Source organism: Comamonas sp. 14P8.1.4 (assembly GCF_057799285.1).
In genome coordinates this window covers 77,358-94,857 of the sequence record NZ_JBYOKN010000010.1, presented here as the reverse complement: position 1 = coordinate 94,857, position 17,500 = coordinate 77,358, and the positions used below count along the sequence as shown (strand labels likewise).

16 protein-coding genes are annotated in these 17,500 nt (G+C 55.6%); all 16 read right to left on the bottom strand.

Annotated elements, in window-relative coordinates; all coding sequences use genetic code 11:
* Positions 1-944 (bottom strand): retention module-containing protein (locus AC27VO_RS13810; protein WP_488667297.1); only part of this gene is annotated, 944 nt, incomplete at its 3' end.
* 181 nt (positions 945-1,125) lie between these two features.
* Positions 1,126-1,776: a helix-turn-helix transcriptional regulator gene (locus AC27VO_RS13805; RefSeq protein WP_488667296.1), complete on the bottom strand. Its 651-nt coding sequence runs from the start codon at positions 1,774-1,776 to the stop codon at positions 1,126-1,128.
* Positions 1,777-1,778: 2 nt separating this feature from the next.
* Positions 1,779-3,164 carry an HlyD family type I secretion periplasmic adaptor subunit gene (locus AC27VO_RS13800; RefSeq protein ID WP_488667295.1) on the bottom strand — a complete coding sequence of 462 codons (1,386 nt, stop codon included), beginning with the start codon at positions 3,162-3,164 and terminating at the stop codon, positions 1,779-1,781.
* Complete coding sequence (locus AC27VO_RS13795) at positions 3,161-5,389, bottom strand: type I secretion system permease/ATPase (RefSeq protein WP_488667294.1); 2,229 nt, start codon at positions 5,387-5,389, stop codon at positions 3,161-3,163. Before AC27VO_RS13795 ends, AC27VO_RS13800 begins: the two co-directional genes overlap by 4 nt.
* Before the next feature lie 16 nt (positions 5,390-5,405).
* A complete protein-coding gene (locus AC27VO_RS13790; protein WP_488667293.1) occupies positions 5,406-5,642 on the bottom strand; it encodes a hypothetical protein in 237 nt (78 codons plus the stop codon).
* 56 nt (positions 5,643-5,698) lie between these two features.
* The gene (locus AC27VO_RS13785) at positions 5,699-7,225 is read right to left on the bottom strand and encodes a TolC family outer membrane protein (protein ID WP_488667292.1); all 1,527 of its coding nucleotides are present in this window, start codon (positions 7,223-7,225) and stop codon (positions 5,699-5,701) included.
* A gap of 365 nt (positions 7,226-7,590) precedes the next feature.
* Positions 7,591-8,499, bottom strand: coding sequence for a class I SAM-dependent methyltransferase (locus AC27VO_RS13780; protein ID WP_488667291.1), 909 nt, complete (start codon positions 8,497-8,499; stop codon positions 7,591-7,593).
* Positions 8,499-9,119 (bottom strand): DUF1415 domain-containing protein, encoded by a 621-nt coding sequence (locus AC27VO_RS13775; protein ID WP_488667290.1) that lies wholly within the window; start codon positions 9,117-9,119, stop codon positions 8,499-8,501. Before AC27VO_RS13775 ends, AC27VO_RS13780 begins: the two co-directional genes overlap by 1 nt.
* Before the next feature lie 132 nt (positions 9,120-9,251).
* Positions 9,252-10,424, bottom strand: coding sequence for a deoxyguanosinetriphosphate triphosphohydrolase (locus AC27VO_RS13770; protein ID WP_488667289.1), 1,173 nt, complete (start codon positions 10,422-10,424; stop codon positions 9,252-9,254).
* 65 nt (positions 10,425-10,489) lie between these two features.
* Positions 10,490-11,620, bottom strand: coding sequence for a 3-dehydroquinate synthase (aroB, locus tag AC27VO_RS13765; RefSeq protein WP_488667288.1), 1,131 nt, complete (start codon positions 11,618-11,620; stop codon positions 10,490-10,492).
* A 95-nt stretch (positions 11,621-11,715) separates the two neighbouring features.
* Complete coding sequence (locus AC27VO_RS13760) at positions 11,716-12,267, bottom strand: shikimate kinase (protein ID WP_488667287.1); 552 nt, start codon at positions 12,265-12,267, stop codon at positions 11,716-11,718.
* A gap of 74 nt (positions 12,268-12,341) precedes the next feature.
* Entirely contained in the window at positions 12,342-14,411 is a 2,070-nt protein-coding gene (locus AC27VO_RS13755) for a type IV pilus secretin PilQ (RefSeq protein WP_488667286.1), read from the bottom strand.
* Complete coding sequence (locus tag AC27VO_RS13750) at positions 14,411-14,956, bottom strand: pilus assembly protein PilP (RefSeq protein ID WP_488667285.1); 546 nt, start codon at positions 14,954-14,956, stop codon at positions 14,411-14,413. Before AC27VO_RS13750 ends, AC27VO_RS13755 begins: the two co-directional genes overlap by 1 nt.
* On the bottom strand, positions 14,953-15,654 hold the full coding sequence (locus AC27VO_RS13745) for a type IV pilus inner membrane component PilO (protein WP_488667284.1): 702 nt from the start codon (positions 15,652-15,654) through the stop codon (positions 14,953-14,955). The genes AC27VO_RS13750 and AC27VO_RS13745 overlap by 4 nt, the downstream gene beginning before the upstream one ends.
* Positions 15,651-16,238: a PilN domain-containing protein gene (locus AC27VO_RS13740; protein ID WP_488667299.1), complete on the bottom strand. Its 588-nt coding sequence runs from the start codon at positions 16,236-16,238 to the stop codon at positions 15,651-15,653. Before AC27VO_RS13740 ends, AC27VO_RS13745 begins: the two co-directional genes overlap by 4 nt.
* A complete protein-coding gene (locus AC27VO_RS13735; RefSeq protein ID WP_488667283.1) occupies positions 16,235-17,314 on the bottom strand; it encodes a pilus assembly protein PilM in 1,080 nt (359 codons plus the stop codon). Before AC27VO_RS13735 ends, AC27VO_RS13740 begins: the two co-directional genes overlap by 4 nt.
* Positions 17,315-17,500: the final 186 nt, after the last annotated feature.

Genomic DNA, 17,500 nt, shown 5'->3' with positions numbered 1-17,500 from the left:
GCCACTGGCACGTCATCCAGGATGGTGATCACAATCTGGCCCGCAGCAGTCCCGCCGCCAGAACCCGTTACGCTGACAACGATCAGGTCTTGCAGGGTATTTTTACCGTCACCGCTGTCGTGTGTCAGGGCTGTCTTTAGGGTGTATTCATAGCTAACCGTTCCAGTCTGGTTGCTCGCACCTGGGGCGTAGCCCGTAATCTTGAGCATTCCCTCACCGGTATCGATGGTTGGCAACTGCGTTACATCCCCCTGAAGCTGTGCCAAGCTGAAGGTGATTCCACCAATCGTTACGAAACCAATGCCATCAGTGGCACGAACCGCAAAAGACCCGACTGCGGTCTCTGTGGTGGCGGCGTTATTCAGACCCGATTCATCAACGGTTTTTGCATCAGACTGAATACTGACCTGCGGTGCTGGACTTGCTTCATCCTGAGCAACAACCCCGCCTGCAATACGAGTGTCATCGGGTGCGCTAGAGAAACGAGGATATTCCAGCCCCAGGGGGGAGGTTCGCTCAATCACACTCGCAAGCCGTACATAGGTGCTTCCTGCACCTTCCCCCCCGGACAGGGTTGCGGCAGTCGCATCCAATTCCGCCAACGGATCCTGACCTTGATTCAGTGCGGCAATCAATGCATTGACATCTGCCTCAGCGGGGCTGGCAATAGCGGCTTCACTCTGCTCGGCCGGTTTAAACAGGTCATTTTCCAGCTTCAATTGCTGGTTTTCAGCAACCTGAAACACCCCGGATTCGTTGCCTTGCAACGTAATTTGGCTACCTGCAGCCGTCACGATTTCTGCATCGACTGGCACACGCATGCCTACGCGCAAAGGTTGCAAACTACCGTCGCTATTGCGAACCCACGCTTGGCCATCCAATTTGGTGATGACTGCAGAGGTATTGGCCATGACATTGCTCCAAAGTATTTCAATCAGCCCCATACAGAGCTGTCCTTGGAGAGAATGCTAAGAATTACCTTGCTTGTGCACTATTGGCGGCCAAGACAATACGCACTACCGTTTGACCGCCTAATTGGTGATTCAGAACTGCATCTTCTGAAATCACTGAACCCTGAAATGAGTTAGCCCAAAAAGTTGAGACCTCTGAGCGCAGATAGAGTCCTCAACGGGCAATGCCATGCACTTTGAGTGCCAGCTTCAGGCGATCATCCACCTGCAGTTTGTCAAACACGGATGACAGATGCGCACGCACCGTTCTTTCGGTAATACCGAGCTGCTGCGCAATCTCTGCATTGCTCCGCCCCATGGCAGCAAAACGTGCAACTTCCTCCTCGCGCGGAGAAAGCCCCTGTGCCCAGGTATTACCGGCGGACACCGGCAGCCGCTGGTCAATGTCTTGCAGCATTTTCTGTAGCAAGCTACGCCCCATCCAAATGGAGCCGTTGGCCATACTTTCAATGATCAGCACCAAGGTGTCCAGCGAAGAATGGGTATGCGCATACCCACTTGCACCATGCGCAAGCACAGCACGCCCTTCGTCATCACTCATGTGAGCGCTCAGAACGAGTACACGCAAGCCTTCAAAATACTGCGACCATTGCGCACCAGCGCCTGCTTCTTTCAGCAGCGCCATGTCCACAATCACCAGCTGATGCCCACTGGATTTCCATTGCAAAAGGTCTGGCAATGCGACACCACGCAAGGGCGTCTTGGACCTTGCCTTTAAAGACTGCCAGCTTTGCCACAAAGCGGTGTCACGCGTAACGATCAAAATGGACTGCTCTTGCATCTTGTCCTCATCTGTCTGAAGCACGATCAGCGCTCTGTCAAAGCATTCGCTTTGGCTCTCAAAATTGGTTTGAGCAGATACTGCATCAGCGTACGCTTGCCAGTCAGAATGTGCACTTCTGCCTGCATGCCCGGAATAATCGGGCGCGAATCGTCACCCACATGGGCACGCTCGGTACGCACTTTGACGATGTAAAAAGAGTTGCCTTTCTCATCTGTCGTAGTGTTTGCTGCAATTTGCTCGACCTTGCCCTCCAGTCCACCGTAAATGGCAAAGTCATATGCCGTGAACTTGACTTCTGCTTTCTGCCCAAAGTGCAAGAAACCGATGTCTTTAGGATTGATCTGCACCTCTAGCAACAAGGTGTCATCCATGGGCACGATGTCCAAAATATCTTTGCCAGGCTGAACAACACCACCGACGGTGTTGGCCAAGAGATTGTTGACCGTCCCCCGTACTGGCGAGCGCACCTCAGCCAGCTTGACCCGGTCAGCCAACGCCAGTTGCCCTTGCTCCAACGAAGATAATTTGCCCCGCGTTTCAGAAAGCTCTACCCGAGCCAGATTGCGCGCATTGAGCTCCGACTCCTGCACCTTGCGCTCTGCCTCTTGAATGGCGGCCTGAATACGGCCGATCTGGGCACCTGCAGCCTTGGCCTCACCACAAAAGCGAGCCACATCACGCTGAAGCCGCAAAAGATCAACTTCAGAAACGGCACCACTGCTAAGCAGTGGCTTGGTCACACGCAACTCTTCCGAAGTCAAGCTGCAGCTTGATGCGGCTTGGTCACGATTGGCCATCGTTTCACGCAGCTCCTGCTGACGCTGATTGAGCTGATCTTTGGCAATATTCAAGGTGGTGTTGAGTTCCTGTGTTTTGGTTTCCCAGAACCTGCGCTCCATCTCCACCACCTGCGGCGCGTCTTTGAGTACGTCAGCAGGAACTTTAAAAACATCGCCAGATGCCAGGGCCTCCAAGCGTGCCGCTCTGGCCTTGAGCGCCAGCACTTCTGCCTTGCTCTCTCCCAACGAAGCGGTGAAACGTGTGGGATCAATGCGCAGCAGCACTTGCCCCACCTCGACACGCTCGCCTGGGCGCACCAAAATTTGCTCGACCAGGCCGCCATCCAAGCTTTGCACCACTTGAATTTGTCTGGATGGGACCACTTTGCCCTGTCCCCTGACCACTTCATCGATCCGACCAAAGCACGCCCAGATCAGAAGCACCAGCACGGTCACTACGGCCACCCACAGAAGCAGGCGAGAGCCTTTGGCCTGTTGCTGGCCCGCCGCCCACTGGGCATCTGCAGCCAAGTCATCAGGAGCAACGCCTTTCACTTGCGCATCGCCTTCTAGCACCCAGTTCTCCAAGCGCTCTTTCCATGATTTTTTCTGCGATGTAGGCTGGGTCATGAGCGTCCTCCTGCGCGCGCAATACGCCCTGACTTCAACGCTTCAATCACTTGATCCTTGGCTCCATCTGCTACCACCCGACCTGCATCAATCACGATCAATCGATCCACCAGTTCCAGCAACGCGGTTCTGTGCGTCACCAGCACCAAGGTCTTACCGTCCATCGAAGCTTTCAAGCGCGTCTTGAGCATGGCTTCGCTCTGGTTATCCAAGTTGCTGCTGGGTTCATCAAGCAGAAGGATCGGAGGGCTCTGGATCAAGGCTCTGGCAACCGCAATCGATTGCCGCTGGCCACCTGACAGCGATTCACCGCGCTCCCCAATCGGCATTTCATAGCCCTTGGGGTGCTCTGCAGCAAACTCATCAACACCTGCAACACGGGCTGCATGCAGCATGTCCGCCTCTGTGGCGTAAGGTGCACCTACCAGCAGGTTGTGCTTGAGACTGCCGTAAAACAGCATCGGATCTTGCGGCACATGCCCAATGGAGCGACGCAAATCAATCGGATCAATTTGCCGTGCATCTACACCATCGATCAGCACGGCCCCAGACTTGGGTTGATACAAGCCCAAGATGAGCTTTTCCAACGTTGTCTTCCCGGAACCAATGCGCCCAATCACGCCCACCTTTTCACCCGGTTGAATAGAGAAACTCACTTCATTGAGCGAGAGTTGATCCGACCCTGGATAGCTGAAACTCACGTTACGGAATTCAATTTCCCCTTGCACCACCGGACGTGACACGAAGTCACGCTCAGCATCGTGCTCAACGGGCATCTTCATATAGTTATCGATGGAGCCCAGTGATGTCTTCGCATTGTGGTACTGCATCATCAGCCCCGCGACCTGACCCAGCGGAGCAATGCAGCGGCCAGCAATCATGGAGGCGGCGATGATGCCCCCCATGGACAATTGCGCCGATTGCACCAGGTACACACCAATAATCACGACAGCAATCGTCACCAGCTGCTGCATCGTCTGCACAAAGTTGACGTTTGCAGCAGAAATCAATTTGATTTTTCCACCAATGAATGCAAGGTATTGGGTCGCACTCTCCCACAGCCGTTGCACCCCGCTTTGTGCGTTCAAGGTTTTGACCGCATCCAGATTGGTCAGCGTCTCCACCAGCAGGGCATTGCGCTGAGAGGAAGCCTGAAACGACTTCACCGTCAGGCTTTCAAGGCTTGCTTGGGCATAGAAAGACACCAAAAGCACCGCTGCAATAGCCACCACCGGTGGAATCAGCATCCACGGTGAAACCCATGCCAAAGCCATCAAAAACAAGAGCACAAATGGCAGGTCTACCAATGCTGTCAGGCTGGCAGAGGCAATGAAATCGCGCACCGACTCAAAAGAGCGCAAATTCGCGGCGAACGAACCTACGGAAACCGGTCTGCTTTCCATGCGCAGATCCAGCACCTGCTGCATGATTTGCGCTGACAAACTGACATCAATGCGCTTGCTCGCCGTGTCCACCACGTAAGCCCGCGCAGTCGTCAGCACCATGTTGAACAGCAGCACCAAGCTGACACCAATCGCCAACACCCACAAGGTTTCTACCGCGTTGTTAGGCACCACCCTGTCATACACATTCATGCTGAACAGCGGAATGGCCAAGGCAAAGAGATTGATCAAAATCGCTGCCAGCAGTGCATCGCGATAAAGACGCTTGTTGCTCCACACCGCGCTCCAGAACCAATGTTCCTTACGGCGTGGTACACCTTGCTCGGCACGCTGTTCAAACCGAAACTGCGGACGCACAAAGCACAGAAAGCCTGCATACATCGCCTGCAAATCCTGTGCGGACACTTCCACAGGACTGCCAGCTTCAGGAAACTGCACCAGAAAGCGCTGTGCATCTATCTGCTGCAACAACAGTGCCGCACGATTGTTGTGCAACAGCAAAATTGCGGGCAGCAAGCCTGCAGGCACACCATCCAGGGCTCGCCGCACAATACGCGTAGTGAAATGCGCGCGCGCCGCTGCACGCTCCAGCAATGATGGTGTCAGCTGGTTGTTGACCAGCGGAAGGCCGCCACTCAAGGCTTGTGCGGTGTAAGGGGTGCCGTGAATGCGTGTCAGCTCCACAAGACACGTCAGCAGCGGATCGTCCTGCGTGCTGTGGGGCGGCAAGCCATATGTAGTGGCTTTGGTGGCAGCGCGCTCTGGTGCTGCCACATTTTGGGGCTGACCCGACTCAGGCAGCGCATCTTGGGAAGTTTCCATAGATACCTCTGTCACCTCAGATCAAACCATCGTCATCTGGAATCAAATCCAGTGAGTTCCTCAAGCGGTCACGCTCTTTCTTACGCTGATTGAGCTTTTCCAGTGCCCGAGGGGGTAGATCTGTCAGACGTAAAGTTCCATTGGCCAACAAGGCATCAATCAAATCCTCCAGCACCCGGATGAAGTCTTCATCCAGTGCTGAAAAATCACGCTTGTCTGCGTGCGCCCCCTCTTTGCTGTCTTTGTGAGCCATGCGATCCGCCCTCTTGGAGCTTCTTGTGTTTGGGCGCCTTACGGCGCCTGGGAATCCTAGTTTTTGACGCTGGGTGCAGCCGCCGCTGGGGCGGGCTGTGCGGCCTGCGTCAAAGTCACGGGTGTCAAGTTGCTGGTATCTGGCAGGGTATCCATGCAAGCACGCAATGGCTCATCGGGCAGAACCAGCGCCTGGCGCTCGTCAGGCTGGCTGTCGTTGTGCGGCTGTGCCAGCTCCAGTTGAGTCAACACCTGGTTCGACAGCGAGAGCCAGTAATACTCTGCCTTCTTCAGATCGAAATCTGCATTGAGCAGCGCGCGGCGGGCGTCAAACAACTCGTTTTCGGTGTCCAGCAAGTCCAGCAGCGAACGCTGGCCGATATTGAATTGCTGCAGGTAAGCCACGCGCACCTTGGAAGTCGACAGCTCATGCTCACGCAAGAAAGGCAGTTGCTGGCGCAAACGCACAATGTTGTTCCATGTGATCGACAGCTCTTGCTGCACATTGCGGCAGGTGTAATCACGCACATCCTGAGCCGCGTAGTTCTGCGCGGCCGTCTGGCGAATACGTGCCGAATCAGCACCACCGCGGTACAGCGGGTACGTCAGCATCACTTGCACGCGCGAACTTTGCAGGTCACGGTACAGCGCGCCGGGTTGCTCGCGGTCACGGCCCACGCTGGCGCGCAAGTCAACGGTCGGTGCATGGGCCGCTTTTGCGACCTTTTCACCCGCTTGTGCAGCTTGCACCAGCGCTTGCTTGGACAGCACCATGGGGCTGGTGCGCAAAGCATCTTCAAAGCTGGTGGTTTGACCAATGACCGGCAAGCGACCAACCACGACTGGCACAGCAGGCATGTCGACCGGTGGATAGTCACCCACCACACGACGGAAGCGCTGTGTCACGTCGTTGAGGTTGTTGCTCTCGGTCATCAGGTTGGTTTGTGCCAACGACAGACGGCCATTGGCCTGCTCCATATCCACCCCACGGCCCACGCCAGACTGCTGGCGCTCACGCAACTGCCCCAGCGTGGTGGCGTGCATGTTGAAGTTTTCCTTGGCCAGGCCTTGCATGGCGCGGTAACGCTGCACATCCAGGTAGGCCGCAACGGCTTCGTTGGCCAAGGTGTTGGACGTGGCTTGCAGGTCGTAGTAGCGCGACAGTTTTTCGAAGCCGTACTGACGGATGCTGTTGGACGTTGCGCCGCCATCAAAAATCAGCTGGCGCAGCTCCACATTCCAGCCATGGCGGCCCCAGTCGTAATCGGCAACTTGTTCGATATTGCTGCGCCACTCACGGCCCTTCCAGGCCTGTGCGGTGACGTGCGGGCGCCAGCCGGCACGCGCTACGTTCTGACCTTCCAGGGAAGACAGGAAGTCATGGTAGCGGGCATTGATTTCGGGGTGCGAGGTCACCGCACGCTCGACCACCTGCTGCAGCGCAGGGGGGACAACGGCTTGCTGTGCCGCAGGCTGCGATGCAGCAGCTGGAGCAGGTTGTGCAGGGGCTTGGGCCAAGGCACTCATGGCCAGCGAGGCCATACCAACGCAGGCCACAGTCTTGGAAAAATTACGTACTTTCATAAGTGCCTCAGTGAAAGACTTGCTGTGTGAAGGCGTTAACCCCAAACAACACTCAGCAAAGATTGAAAAATCATGTGACAAATTTACTGACTCAAAAAATACATCTGCATAGTCATTCAACCAGTGACGGGCATAGCTTTTGTTACCCATTCGTGTAGGAAGAAAACTTTTGTTAATAAAAAAAACCAATCGAAACTTAAATTTAAATAGCTTAAAAAAGCTTGTCAAGCACCGTTCATAGCAACCTTTGAACGATTAGTTATATTCTTTTCCATAGCAAAAAGCGCTTGATATCAAAGGCTTCCAGCATTCATAGATACTGAAAACCAATGACATCAAGCGCTTTGTGCTACTTATTTATTTTCTTAAATTGTTAACTCTGGTATCTTGAAGCGTTCTTTGGCCAAACTTTCCAACCCAAACTCTGTTAACAACTGTTGCAAACGATCGGCTGCACTGCGCTTCTTGTGGCCTGTGTAGCGCGCCACGATCAGCTCGTTTTTCATGCTGTGCTCCCAGCCCACCAGCTCTGTGACCGTGACCTGGTAGCCGCTGGCCTCCAGATACAGGCAGCGCAGCACGTTGGTGATCTGGCTGCCCATTTCACGGGTGTGAATGGGGTGGCGCCACAACTCGGCCAAAGGAGTGCGGGACAGGCTCATGGCCTTGGTTTGGCGCAGGCAGGCTGCCACTTCCGCTTGGCAGCAGGGCACCAGAACCATGGCTTTGGCCTTTTTTTCTAGACCAAAGGCAATCGCGTCATCGGTGGCGGTATCGCAGGCATGCAGCGCGGTGACCACATCAAAGCGTTCAGGCATGAAATCCGCACGGGTGGACTCTGCCACCGACATGTTCAGGAACTCCATGCGGTCAAAACCCAGCTCAGCGGCCAGCTTTTGCGACGCTTCAACCAGCGGTGCGCGGGTTTCGATGCCGTAGATGCGCCCCTGGCCCTGGGCCTTGAAGTACAGGTCGTACAGGATGAAGCCCAGGTAAGACTTGCCCGCACCATGGTCGGCCAGCGTCACCGCCTGTTGGCTGCCGTCTTTGCCCTCCCCCAGCTCTTGGAGGATGGGCTCAATGAATTGGTACAGGTGATAGACCTGCTTGAGCTTGCGGCGCGAGTCCTGGTTGAGTTTGCCGTCGCGAGTCAGGATGTGCAGCGCCTTGAGTAGTTCAATGCTCTGGCCCGGTTTGAGTTCCAGCTGCGTGGCAATATCTTGCGTAGCAGGTTTGGGCGTTTTGGCGACTTGTGCCTTGTGTTGCTTGCTCATTATTTCTTCTCTTCAGCCACCACGTCGCTGCCGCGCCCGGTCACCGGGCAGCGCGCTGCCACATCCAGGTCCAACCAGCCTTCGATGCCCATCTGCTCAAGCACTTGCATATTGCGCTCATAGATCATCTCGGCCTCCGGGAAGGCTTCGACGGCTTTGTCGATGCTGTCTTCTCGCAGCAAATGTAAGATAGGGTAAGGCGCGCGATTGGTGCAGTTGGTGACGTCGTCCACATCCGTGCCCTCAAACTGGAACAGGGGGTGGAACGAGGCCACTTGCAAAATGCCGCCCAGCTCCAGCTCGTCCACGATGTCATCGGCCAAGACGGTGAAGTCATTGAAGTCCAGAAAGTCCTGCAGCGCCTGCGGCAGGATCAGCAGCGTGGTGTCGCGCTTTTCCGGGGAGCTTTCGGCCAGGGCTTCCAGTTCGCGGTGCAAATCCATGGCGACACCTTCGGCGTCGGTCGCCTGGCTGACCACATAGTGGATCTGCCCTTTGACGTGCACGCTTTTAGCGAAGGGGCAGAGGTTCAGGCCGATGACGGCCTTTTCCAGCCAGCGCACCGTATCTGCGATCACGATGTCTTCAGGAAAGGAGCGTGCTGTGGTGGTATCGGTCATGTGTCGGCCTCAAAAACAAATGGGGGCACCATGCCCCCTTGTGTTATGGCGCAAATTCTAGCCATGCACCAGCACTGTTGCAGCGCGCGCGGTGATTAGCTGTTGCCCCAGCGCAAGTTCTGGTGCCCGGCGCTACGCCAGCAAATGCTGGCCCGTGATGGCGGCATGCTCTTTCGCGGCGTAGCGATCGGTCATGCCGGCCACAAAGTCGGCCACCACACGTGCCAAGGCGGCCTGACTGGCCGCTTGCTGCGCACGCCACGCAAAGCGGGGTTTCATCATGCCCGGCTGCGCCATATAGGCCGTAAACAGCTCGCGCACCACCTGCCTTGCAGCATCCATGGTCTGCATGACCTGTGCATGGCGATACAGCTCGTGGAACAAAAAGTGCTTGAGCGCCTGCGACTGCGCACGCATGGCATCCCCAAAGCTCACCAGCGGTGCATCGCACGCGCGCACCTCATCCACATGTTGCACGCCTGCCTGTGCAATCCGCTGCCGCGTGGTGTCGATGACGTCATACACCTGCGCGCTGAGCATGCGGCGAATGGTTTCATACAGCAACCGGCGCTGGGCCTGCGGCTGCGCAAGTTCAGGGTACTCCGCCAACGTTTGCGCATAAAACGTGGCAAACAGCGGGACAGACTGCAGCTGCTCCAGGCTGATCAAGCCTGAGCGCACGCCGTCATCCACATCGTGCGCGTTGTAGGCGATGGCATCGGCCAGATTGGCCAGCTGCCCTTCCAGCGAGGTTTGCCGGCCAGTCAAAAAACGTGCGGCCACCCCACCGGGCTCTTGCGCCTCCAGCTTCAGTGCGTTGGCACGTGAGCAGTGCTTGAGAATGCCTTCCCGCGTTTCAAAGGTCAGGTTCAGACCGTCGTATTGCGGATAGCGCTCTTCCAGATGGTCTACCACCCGCAGACTCTGCAAATTGTGCTCAAAGCCACCAAAGTCCTGCATGCAGGCATTGAGCTCATCCTGCCCGGCATGGCCAAACGGGGTGTGGCCCAGGTCATGTGCCAGGCAGATGGCCTCCACCAAGTCTTCATTCAGCCCCAAGGGCCGCGCAATGGAGCGCCCGAGCTGTGCCACTTCCAGCGAGTGGGTCAGCCGCGTGCGGAACAAATCGCCCTCGTGATTCACAAAAACCTGCGTTTTATAGACCAGCCGGCGAAATGCACTGGAGTGCACGATGCGATCACGGTCGCGCTGGTGTTCGGTACGGGTGGGTGCGTCAAGCTCGGCATACCTGCGCCCGCGCGTCACGTCCAGCGAACAGGCCCATGGAGACAAAATTGCTTGCAATGCCCAACCCTTTCAATATCCATCAAATTGCCGCTTAGCGCTTAATGGACAAGCGCAGCAAGCTATCAATCTTGATTCTGAATACCCACGCCTTGTGCGCAGCAGGTATCAATGACTTCACGCACCAAACTGTCTGGTGCAGAGCGCATGATGGCACGACCTGGGCCATCAATCAGCACAAAGCGAATCTCGCCCGCCTCGGCTTTCTTATCGACTCGCATGTGCGCCAGATACGCGCCCGCATTGTCGTGTGCATCCAGCACAGCGCCACGTGTTGGCAGGCCCGCACGTTCGATCAATCGTGTGAGACGCTCTACAAAAGCGGCATCCACCATGCCCAGCTTGTGCGAGAGGTGCGCGGCCATGACCATGCCTGCGCCCACGCCTTCTCCGTGCAGCCATGTGCCATAGCCCATACCCGCCTCGATCGCATGCCCAAAGGTGTGGCCAAAATTCAAGATTGCGCGCAAACCCGCTTCTTTTTCATCCTGACCCACCACCTCGGCTTTGATTTCCACACTGCGCTTGACGGCGTGCATCAGCGCTGTGCGATCCAGCGCACGCAAGGCCTCAACATGGGTTTCCAGCCACGCCAAAAATGCCATGTCCGCGATAGGCCCGTATTTGATGATTTCGGCCAACCCGGCCGAGACTTCACGCGCGGGCAAGGAGTCCAGTGAGGCCAGATCGCAGACCACCAGCTGTGGCTGGTAGAACGCGCCAATCATGTTCTTGCCCTGCGGGTGGTTGATCGCAGTTTTCCCGCCCACGCTGGAGTCCACCTGCGAGAGCAAGGTGGTTGGTACCTGCACAAACGGCACACCGCGCATATAGCTGGCGGCTGCAAAGCCGGTCATATCCCCCACCACGCCGCCGCCCAAGGCAAACAGCACGGTCTTGCGGTCACAGCCGTTCTCCAGCAGGCCGTCAAAAATCAGTTGCAGGGTTTGCCAGTCTTTGTGTGCCTCACCATCCGGCAGCACAACAGTGTGCACTTGCGGATACTTCCCCGCCAGCGCCGCTTTGAGCTGCGCGGCGTACAAAGGCTGAATGGTCGTATTGGTCACGATCACCGCTTGCGCCGCATTCGGACAGCCGGCAAAAGTGGCGGCTTGGCCCAACAAATTGGGGGCGATCACGATGGGATACGAGCGGTCACCCAAATCAATATGAACAGTCTGGCTCTGCAACGTCACGGTAGGCATCTCGGTAAACAAACAAGGCCGCATGCAGCCTTGTTCACAGGTTTCACATCGCTTAAAAGCGCTAAGCACTGCGCGTATTTATACCTTTAATCCACAATCTCATTGCAGCAAGCGGAGCTGGGCAGCAAACCCGCCAGTTCGGCCTGCATACAGATCTTGCGGCTCACTTGTGTTGTGTTCTGGCGCGCCGCATCCACCACATAGTGGGCAGACTCCAGATACAGCGGGCCACGCACTTGCAGCAAATCGCGCAGTCGCCGCAAGGGGTCGTCGCCTTGCATCAGTGGCCGCGTGGTGTCATGCCGCAAACGCCGCGCTATGTCTTCGGGCAAGGACTGCAGATAAAAAACGGTGCTGTGCGTCTTGAGCGCCGCGCGATTCTCTGCGCGCAAGATGGCTCCGCCCCCAGTCGACAAGACGGATGCCCTGGGCGCTTGCAGCAGCTCGGCCAACACTTGGGATTCGACATCACGGAATGCCGCTTCGCCATGCGCAGCAAAGTACTCCTTGATGCTGCACCCGAGGCGCTGCTCAATCACGTGGTCACTATCCACAAAACGCAACTTCCACGCCCTGGCCAGCTGGCGGCCAATGGTGGATTTTCCTGAGCCCGGCAGGCCGACAAGAGAGAAATGCACAGCAGTTTCCTGGTTCACAGATGCACAAAGACCGCCCAGAGGCGGCCTTTGATTGTCACAGACTCTGCAAGCAATTAATTGCGTGCAATTGCATCGGTCACCATACGCGGTGTGATGAAGACCAGCATCTCGCGCTTGGTCGACTCTTTGGTGCGGCTCTTGAACAGATTGCCCATCACAGGAATATCGCCCAGCAGCGGCACCTTGTTGACTTGGTTGGTCTCTTCCATTTCAAAAATACCACCAATCACCACCGTGCCGCCGTTCTCAACCAAGACTTGCGTCTTGATGTGCTTGGTGTCAATGGCCACACCTTGCAACGTCGTCTCGCCACGGGAATCCTTGTTCAGATCCAGATCCAAAATGATGTTGCCTTCAGGGGTGATCTGAGGCACCACCTCGAGCTTCAGCACCGCTTTCTTGAAAGCAATCGTGGTTGCCCCGTTGGGTGCTGTTTGCGTGTAGGGATACTCCGTACCTTGCTCAATCACTGCCTGTGTCTGGTCTGCCGTCAGCAAGCGTGGACTCGAAATCACCTTGCCCACACCTTCAGCCTCCATGGCCGACAGTTCCAGCGACAGAAAACGCGTCAACCCCGAGTTGAAAATGCTCAGCGCCAATGTGCCGGCGGCTCCACCGGTCGACAGGCCCGCAGGCAGATTCACAAAGGGAGAGCTATTGGTCGTGCCAAAGCTGTCGTAGCCACTGCCGATGCTGCCACGACCGGCGCGGTCATAGCCACCACCGAACTTCACGCCCAGGGAGCGACCGAAGGTATCACGCGCTTCCACAATGCGCGCTTCGATCAGCACCTGGCGCACGGGAACATCCAGTTTCTTCAGTAAATTTGCAATTTCTTCCAGCTTGCTGGAAGTGTCCGTCACAAACAGCTGATTGGTGCGAGGCTCCGCAATGGCCGAACCACGTGGCGACAAAAACCGGGTACTGGCTTCGCTGTTGCCACTGTTATCAGCAATTTGCTTTTTCAGCTCTTCCGCCTTTGCGTAATTGATCTGGAAGCCCTGGGTACGCAAAGGCTCCAGCTGTTCAATACTGCGTGCCGCTTCAAAGTCACGCTTGGTACGCTCATCAATTTCGTCCTTGGGGGCAATCCACAGCACATTGCCGTTCTTCTTCATGCCCAGGCCTTTGGCCTCCATGATGATATTGAGCGCCTGATCCCAAGGCACATCTTTCAAACGCAGCGTTAACGAGCCACCGACCGTATCGGAGGTCACGATATTGAAGTTCGTGAAATCAGCGATCACTTGCAATAAGGAGCGCACTTCAATATTTTGGAAGTTCAACGACAAGCGCTCGCCGGAGAAGCCAGGACCCTTGGTCAGCTTGGTTGGATCCACCTTTTTAGGGCGTACTTCCAGCACGAACTGACTGTCGCTCTGGTAGGCCGAATGTTCCCACTCGCCCAAAGCATCCACCTTGATGCGCACACGATCAGCCTGCTGGCTGGCCGTAATCGTCTGCACCGGTGTTGCAAAATCCACCACATCCAAGCGACGGCGCAAACCTTCCGGCAAGCTGGTTTTCAGCAACTCGATGGTCAACCCTTTGCCTTCAGGGCGTACATCCGCATTCACCATGGATGAGCCCAGGTCGACAATCAACCGCCCAGCCCCATCACCACCACGCCGGAAATCCAGGTCTTTCAACGCCGTAATACCGGCCTGCTGGGTCGAGGGCGCAAGCACGCGCTTGCTGGTCGACGTGGCTGGTTGAAGCGAAGATTTTTGCTGCACAGGATCCAAGAAGACCAGCACCGCATTGCCGCTGATCTCTGTACGGTAGGTTGTCGCTGTCTTGAGGTTCAGCACCAAGCGTGTGCGCCCTGATGCCTCCACCACATTGGCCGTATTCAAGTTGCCCTGCTGAATCTCCACCAGTGATTGCCCCATGGCATTGCTGGTGCCTGGCAAGTCCAATGCAATACGAGCCGGCGACTGAATCGCAAACCCGGTAATGGGTGCAGCCAAAGGCTCGGACAACTCAATCCGAACGACCTCGCCACCACCTTGCAAAGACCCTGTCACAGACTGCACGCTGGCAGCCCAGGTCAGTGTTGAAGTTAAAGCGGCCATCGAGATGATGAACCAGCGCACAGGCACCCAACTTTTCTTGTGTTGCATTACTTGTTCCCCTCTTGCAGATCAAGCGTTGTCATCCGTTCTACCCAATCCCCGGTAGCGTCCTGAACAACTTCTCTCAACTTGATGCTGTGCTCCCCGATTTGCAGAATGCGGCCATAGTTTTGGCCCAAATAGTTACCGGCTTTGACCTGATAAATCAGCTTGTTGACACGCAACAATGCGGTATCGTGGCCGTTTTTACGCATGCTCCCCACCATCGACATGCTGTCCAGTGGATAGCCCTCCAGCTCTTCTTTTTGGCGGTTTTGCTCAGCCAATAACAACGCCATATTCGACGTGTTTTGAGAGGAGTCTCGACTCAGTGCCTGTGTGAGCTTGAGCATGTTGAACGGATCCATGCCACTACCAGATGTATAAGCCTGCGGGGTAAATACCGTTGGCTCTTTCAACGGCTGAATCCGCGGTTTGGTCACAGATTTCTGGGTGGCAATCCACTCACGCAAATCTCCATGCTCCTCTCCCCAGCATCCCGTCAAAAGCAGCAACGCGAGACACTCTGCCACGATGAGTTTGCGATGTGTCATTTCTTCGTTGCCCCCTTGTTCTTGCCCTTACCGCCCTTGGCCTGCGTTTGGCGCTGTGCAGCGACCTCTTCAGGATCCAAATATCGGTATGTGCGAGCGGTAGCGTCCAGCATCAAAGTGCCTTCGTTCCCCTTCGGCGCAATCGAGATATTGTTCAGCGTCACGATGCGTGGCAAGTGCGCAATATCCGAGGCGAACATTCCCATGTCATGAAAGCTGCCCGAGATCTTCACGGAAATCGGTAGCTCCGCGTAGTAATCCTTGACAGCCTCACTGCCTGGTTTGAACAACTCAAACTGCAAACTGCGACCCAAGCCTGCTTGGTTGATATCTGACAGCAATGCGGCCATTTCAGACTTGCTGGGCAGCTGTTTCTCCAGCTGGATCACATACTGCTGCACCTGCTCGCGCTGCTTTTTAAGGCCTTCTAAGCTGACTGCCTTCAGCAGTTTTTTCTCATAGTCTGCGCGCAGCGTCATCTCCGTGCCGCGCTCTCGCTCCAGATCTTCCTCAAAACTACTCAAATAAAAATACCAAGCGGCTCCAGCAGTGAGCAGCGCAATCCCTGTACAGAGCAACACCCTGGGAATGAGTGGCCACAGCGAAGGATCTTTGCGGTCCAGGTTCTGGAACTGTGCTTGCAATGCTTGCCATTGCACGCCCGCATTGGCTGCATTTTTTTTCTTGGCGAACTTCATTGACTCGCTCCTCCACTTGAATCTGCAGGAAGAACCAATGAAAAGCTCAAATTGAAATTCACGACCTTGCGTTGATCCTTGGAAGACAAAGCAACGCTGCCCGCCACGATCTCTTTGAGGTTCGGCTTGGTGAACCAGGGAGTTCCTCCTGACAAGTTACGCAGCACTTCAGAGACTCGCTCATTGGACTGCGCAACCCCCTTCATTTCGACCAACAGTCCCGTTTGCTTCAGCGAAGTGACGTACACCCCTTCCGGCAACTGTTTCACCAACTCATTGAGCAGATGCACCGGCAAGTTACGGTTGGCTTGCAAGTCCTCGACCGCCTTTTGACGCTCTCGCAAGGCCGTAATTTCGCCCTCCAGACCTTCAATTTCTTTGATCTGCTGATTCAGGACCGCAATTTCAGACTGCAAATACGCATTGCGATCTTTTTGTTCTTCAATGCGCAGCTGAAACCACCAATAAATCATTGCGGCAACCAGCAAACCAGCAATCACCGACATGAACATGGTGATCTGGAATGCCTCTTTGCGTCGCTTGCGTGCAGCCTCACGATGGGGAAGAAGATTTATCAAAATCACGATAAAAACCTCCGCATCGCCAACCCACATGCAGTGAGATACATCGGTGCTTCATGCTTGAGCTTGCTTTGGTGCACGGAAGTACCCAAGGCCATCTTCTCAAAAGGATTGAGCAAATGCACAGGAAGCTTGGTTTGTTCTTGCACCGCTTGCGCCAGGCCTTGAACACCTGCGCTTCCACCAAACATCGCTATGTGCTGGACGCTGTGATAAGGCGTGCTGGTAAAGAAAAATTGCAGTGCCCGCATCACATCTTGCGCCACGCTGGAGACAAACGGCCGCAGCACGGCCTCTGCATAATCGGCCGGAAGATCTCCGGTTCTTTTCTTGAGCTCCGCCTCTTCCACACTGATCCCGTACTGGCGAGCAATGAGCTGCGTCAGCTGTGCGCCGCCAAAGCCCTGCTCGCTGTCGTGCAAGACTTCATCATTGCGCACAATTTGCAAACTGAAATTGCGCGCACCCACTTTGATCAAAGCAATCAGATCCCCCTCCCCTGCATTGGGGAGCTGAGCCATCCAGCGCGCAGCTGCCAAACGAGAAGCGTAGGACTCCACATCGACCACGACCGGTGTAAGCCCCACCAGTACGGCCAGATTATTGATTTCCTCAACCTTCTCTTTGCGCGTAGCCGCCAAGAGCACATCAACGTCTGACGGGTTCTTGGCATTCGGCCCAATGACGCAGAAATCTAGACTCACCTCTTCCAAAGGAAAAGGTATGTACTGACTGGCCTCAGACTCCACCTGCACTTCCAGTTCTTGCTCGCTCAGGCTGCCCGGAAGAATGATTTTTTTTGTAATCACCGACGAATGCGACAAAGCCAGCGCCACATGCTTTGCACGTGTGCCACTCTTTTTCAGCAACCGTTTGAGTGCGTCAGACACTTCATCGAATTTTTCGATATTGCCATCCACCACCCAGTCCGCTTCCAGGGGCTCAGAAGCACAGCGCTCCAAAACCCAGGCCCCTTGGCCACCCTGACTCAACTCCACCAATTTAATGGCAGATGAACTGATATCCAAACCGATAAGCGGCGCAGGTTGCCGCTTAAAAAGGGATCCCATAGAGGTCACCGGCCCCTCCCTTTCGTTTCATTTTGATATATAGAAATCCTGATCTGAAGGCATGCTATCAGCAAGGATATAAATCAACCAAGCGTCCCCCACCCTGATCTGCCCCACCATCGTTGCCAAAAGCACACGTTTTGATGCCCGTCAGCCGACCTGCATCGGTCACGCCCGTTGACACAACGACACATC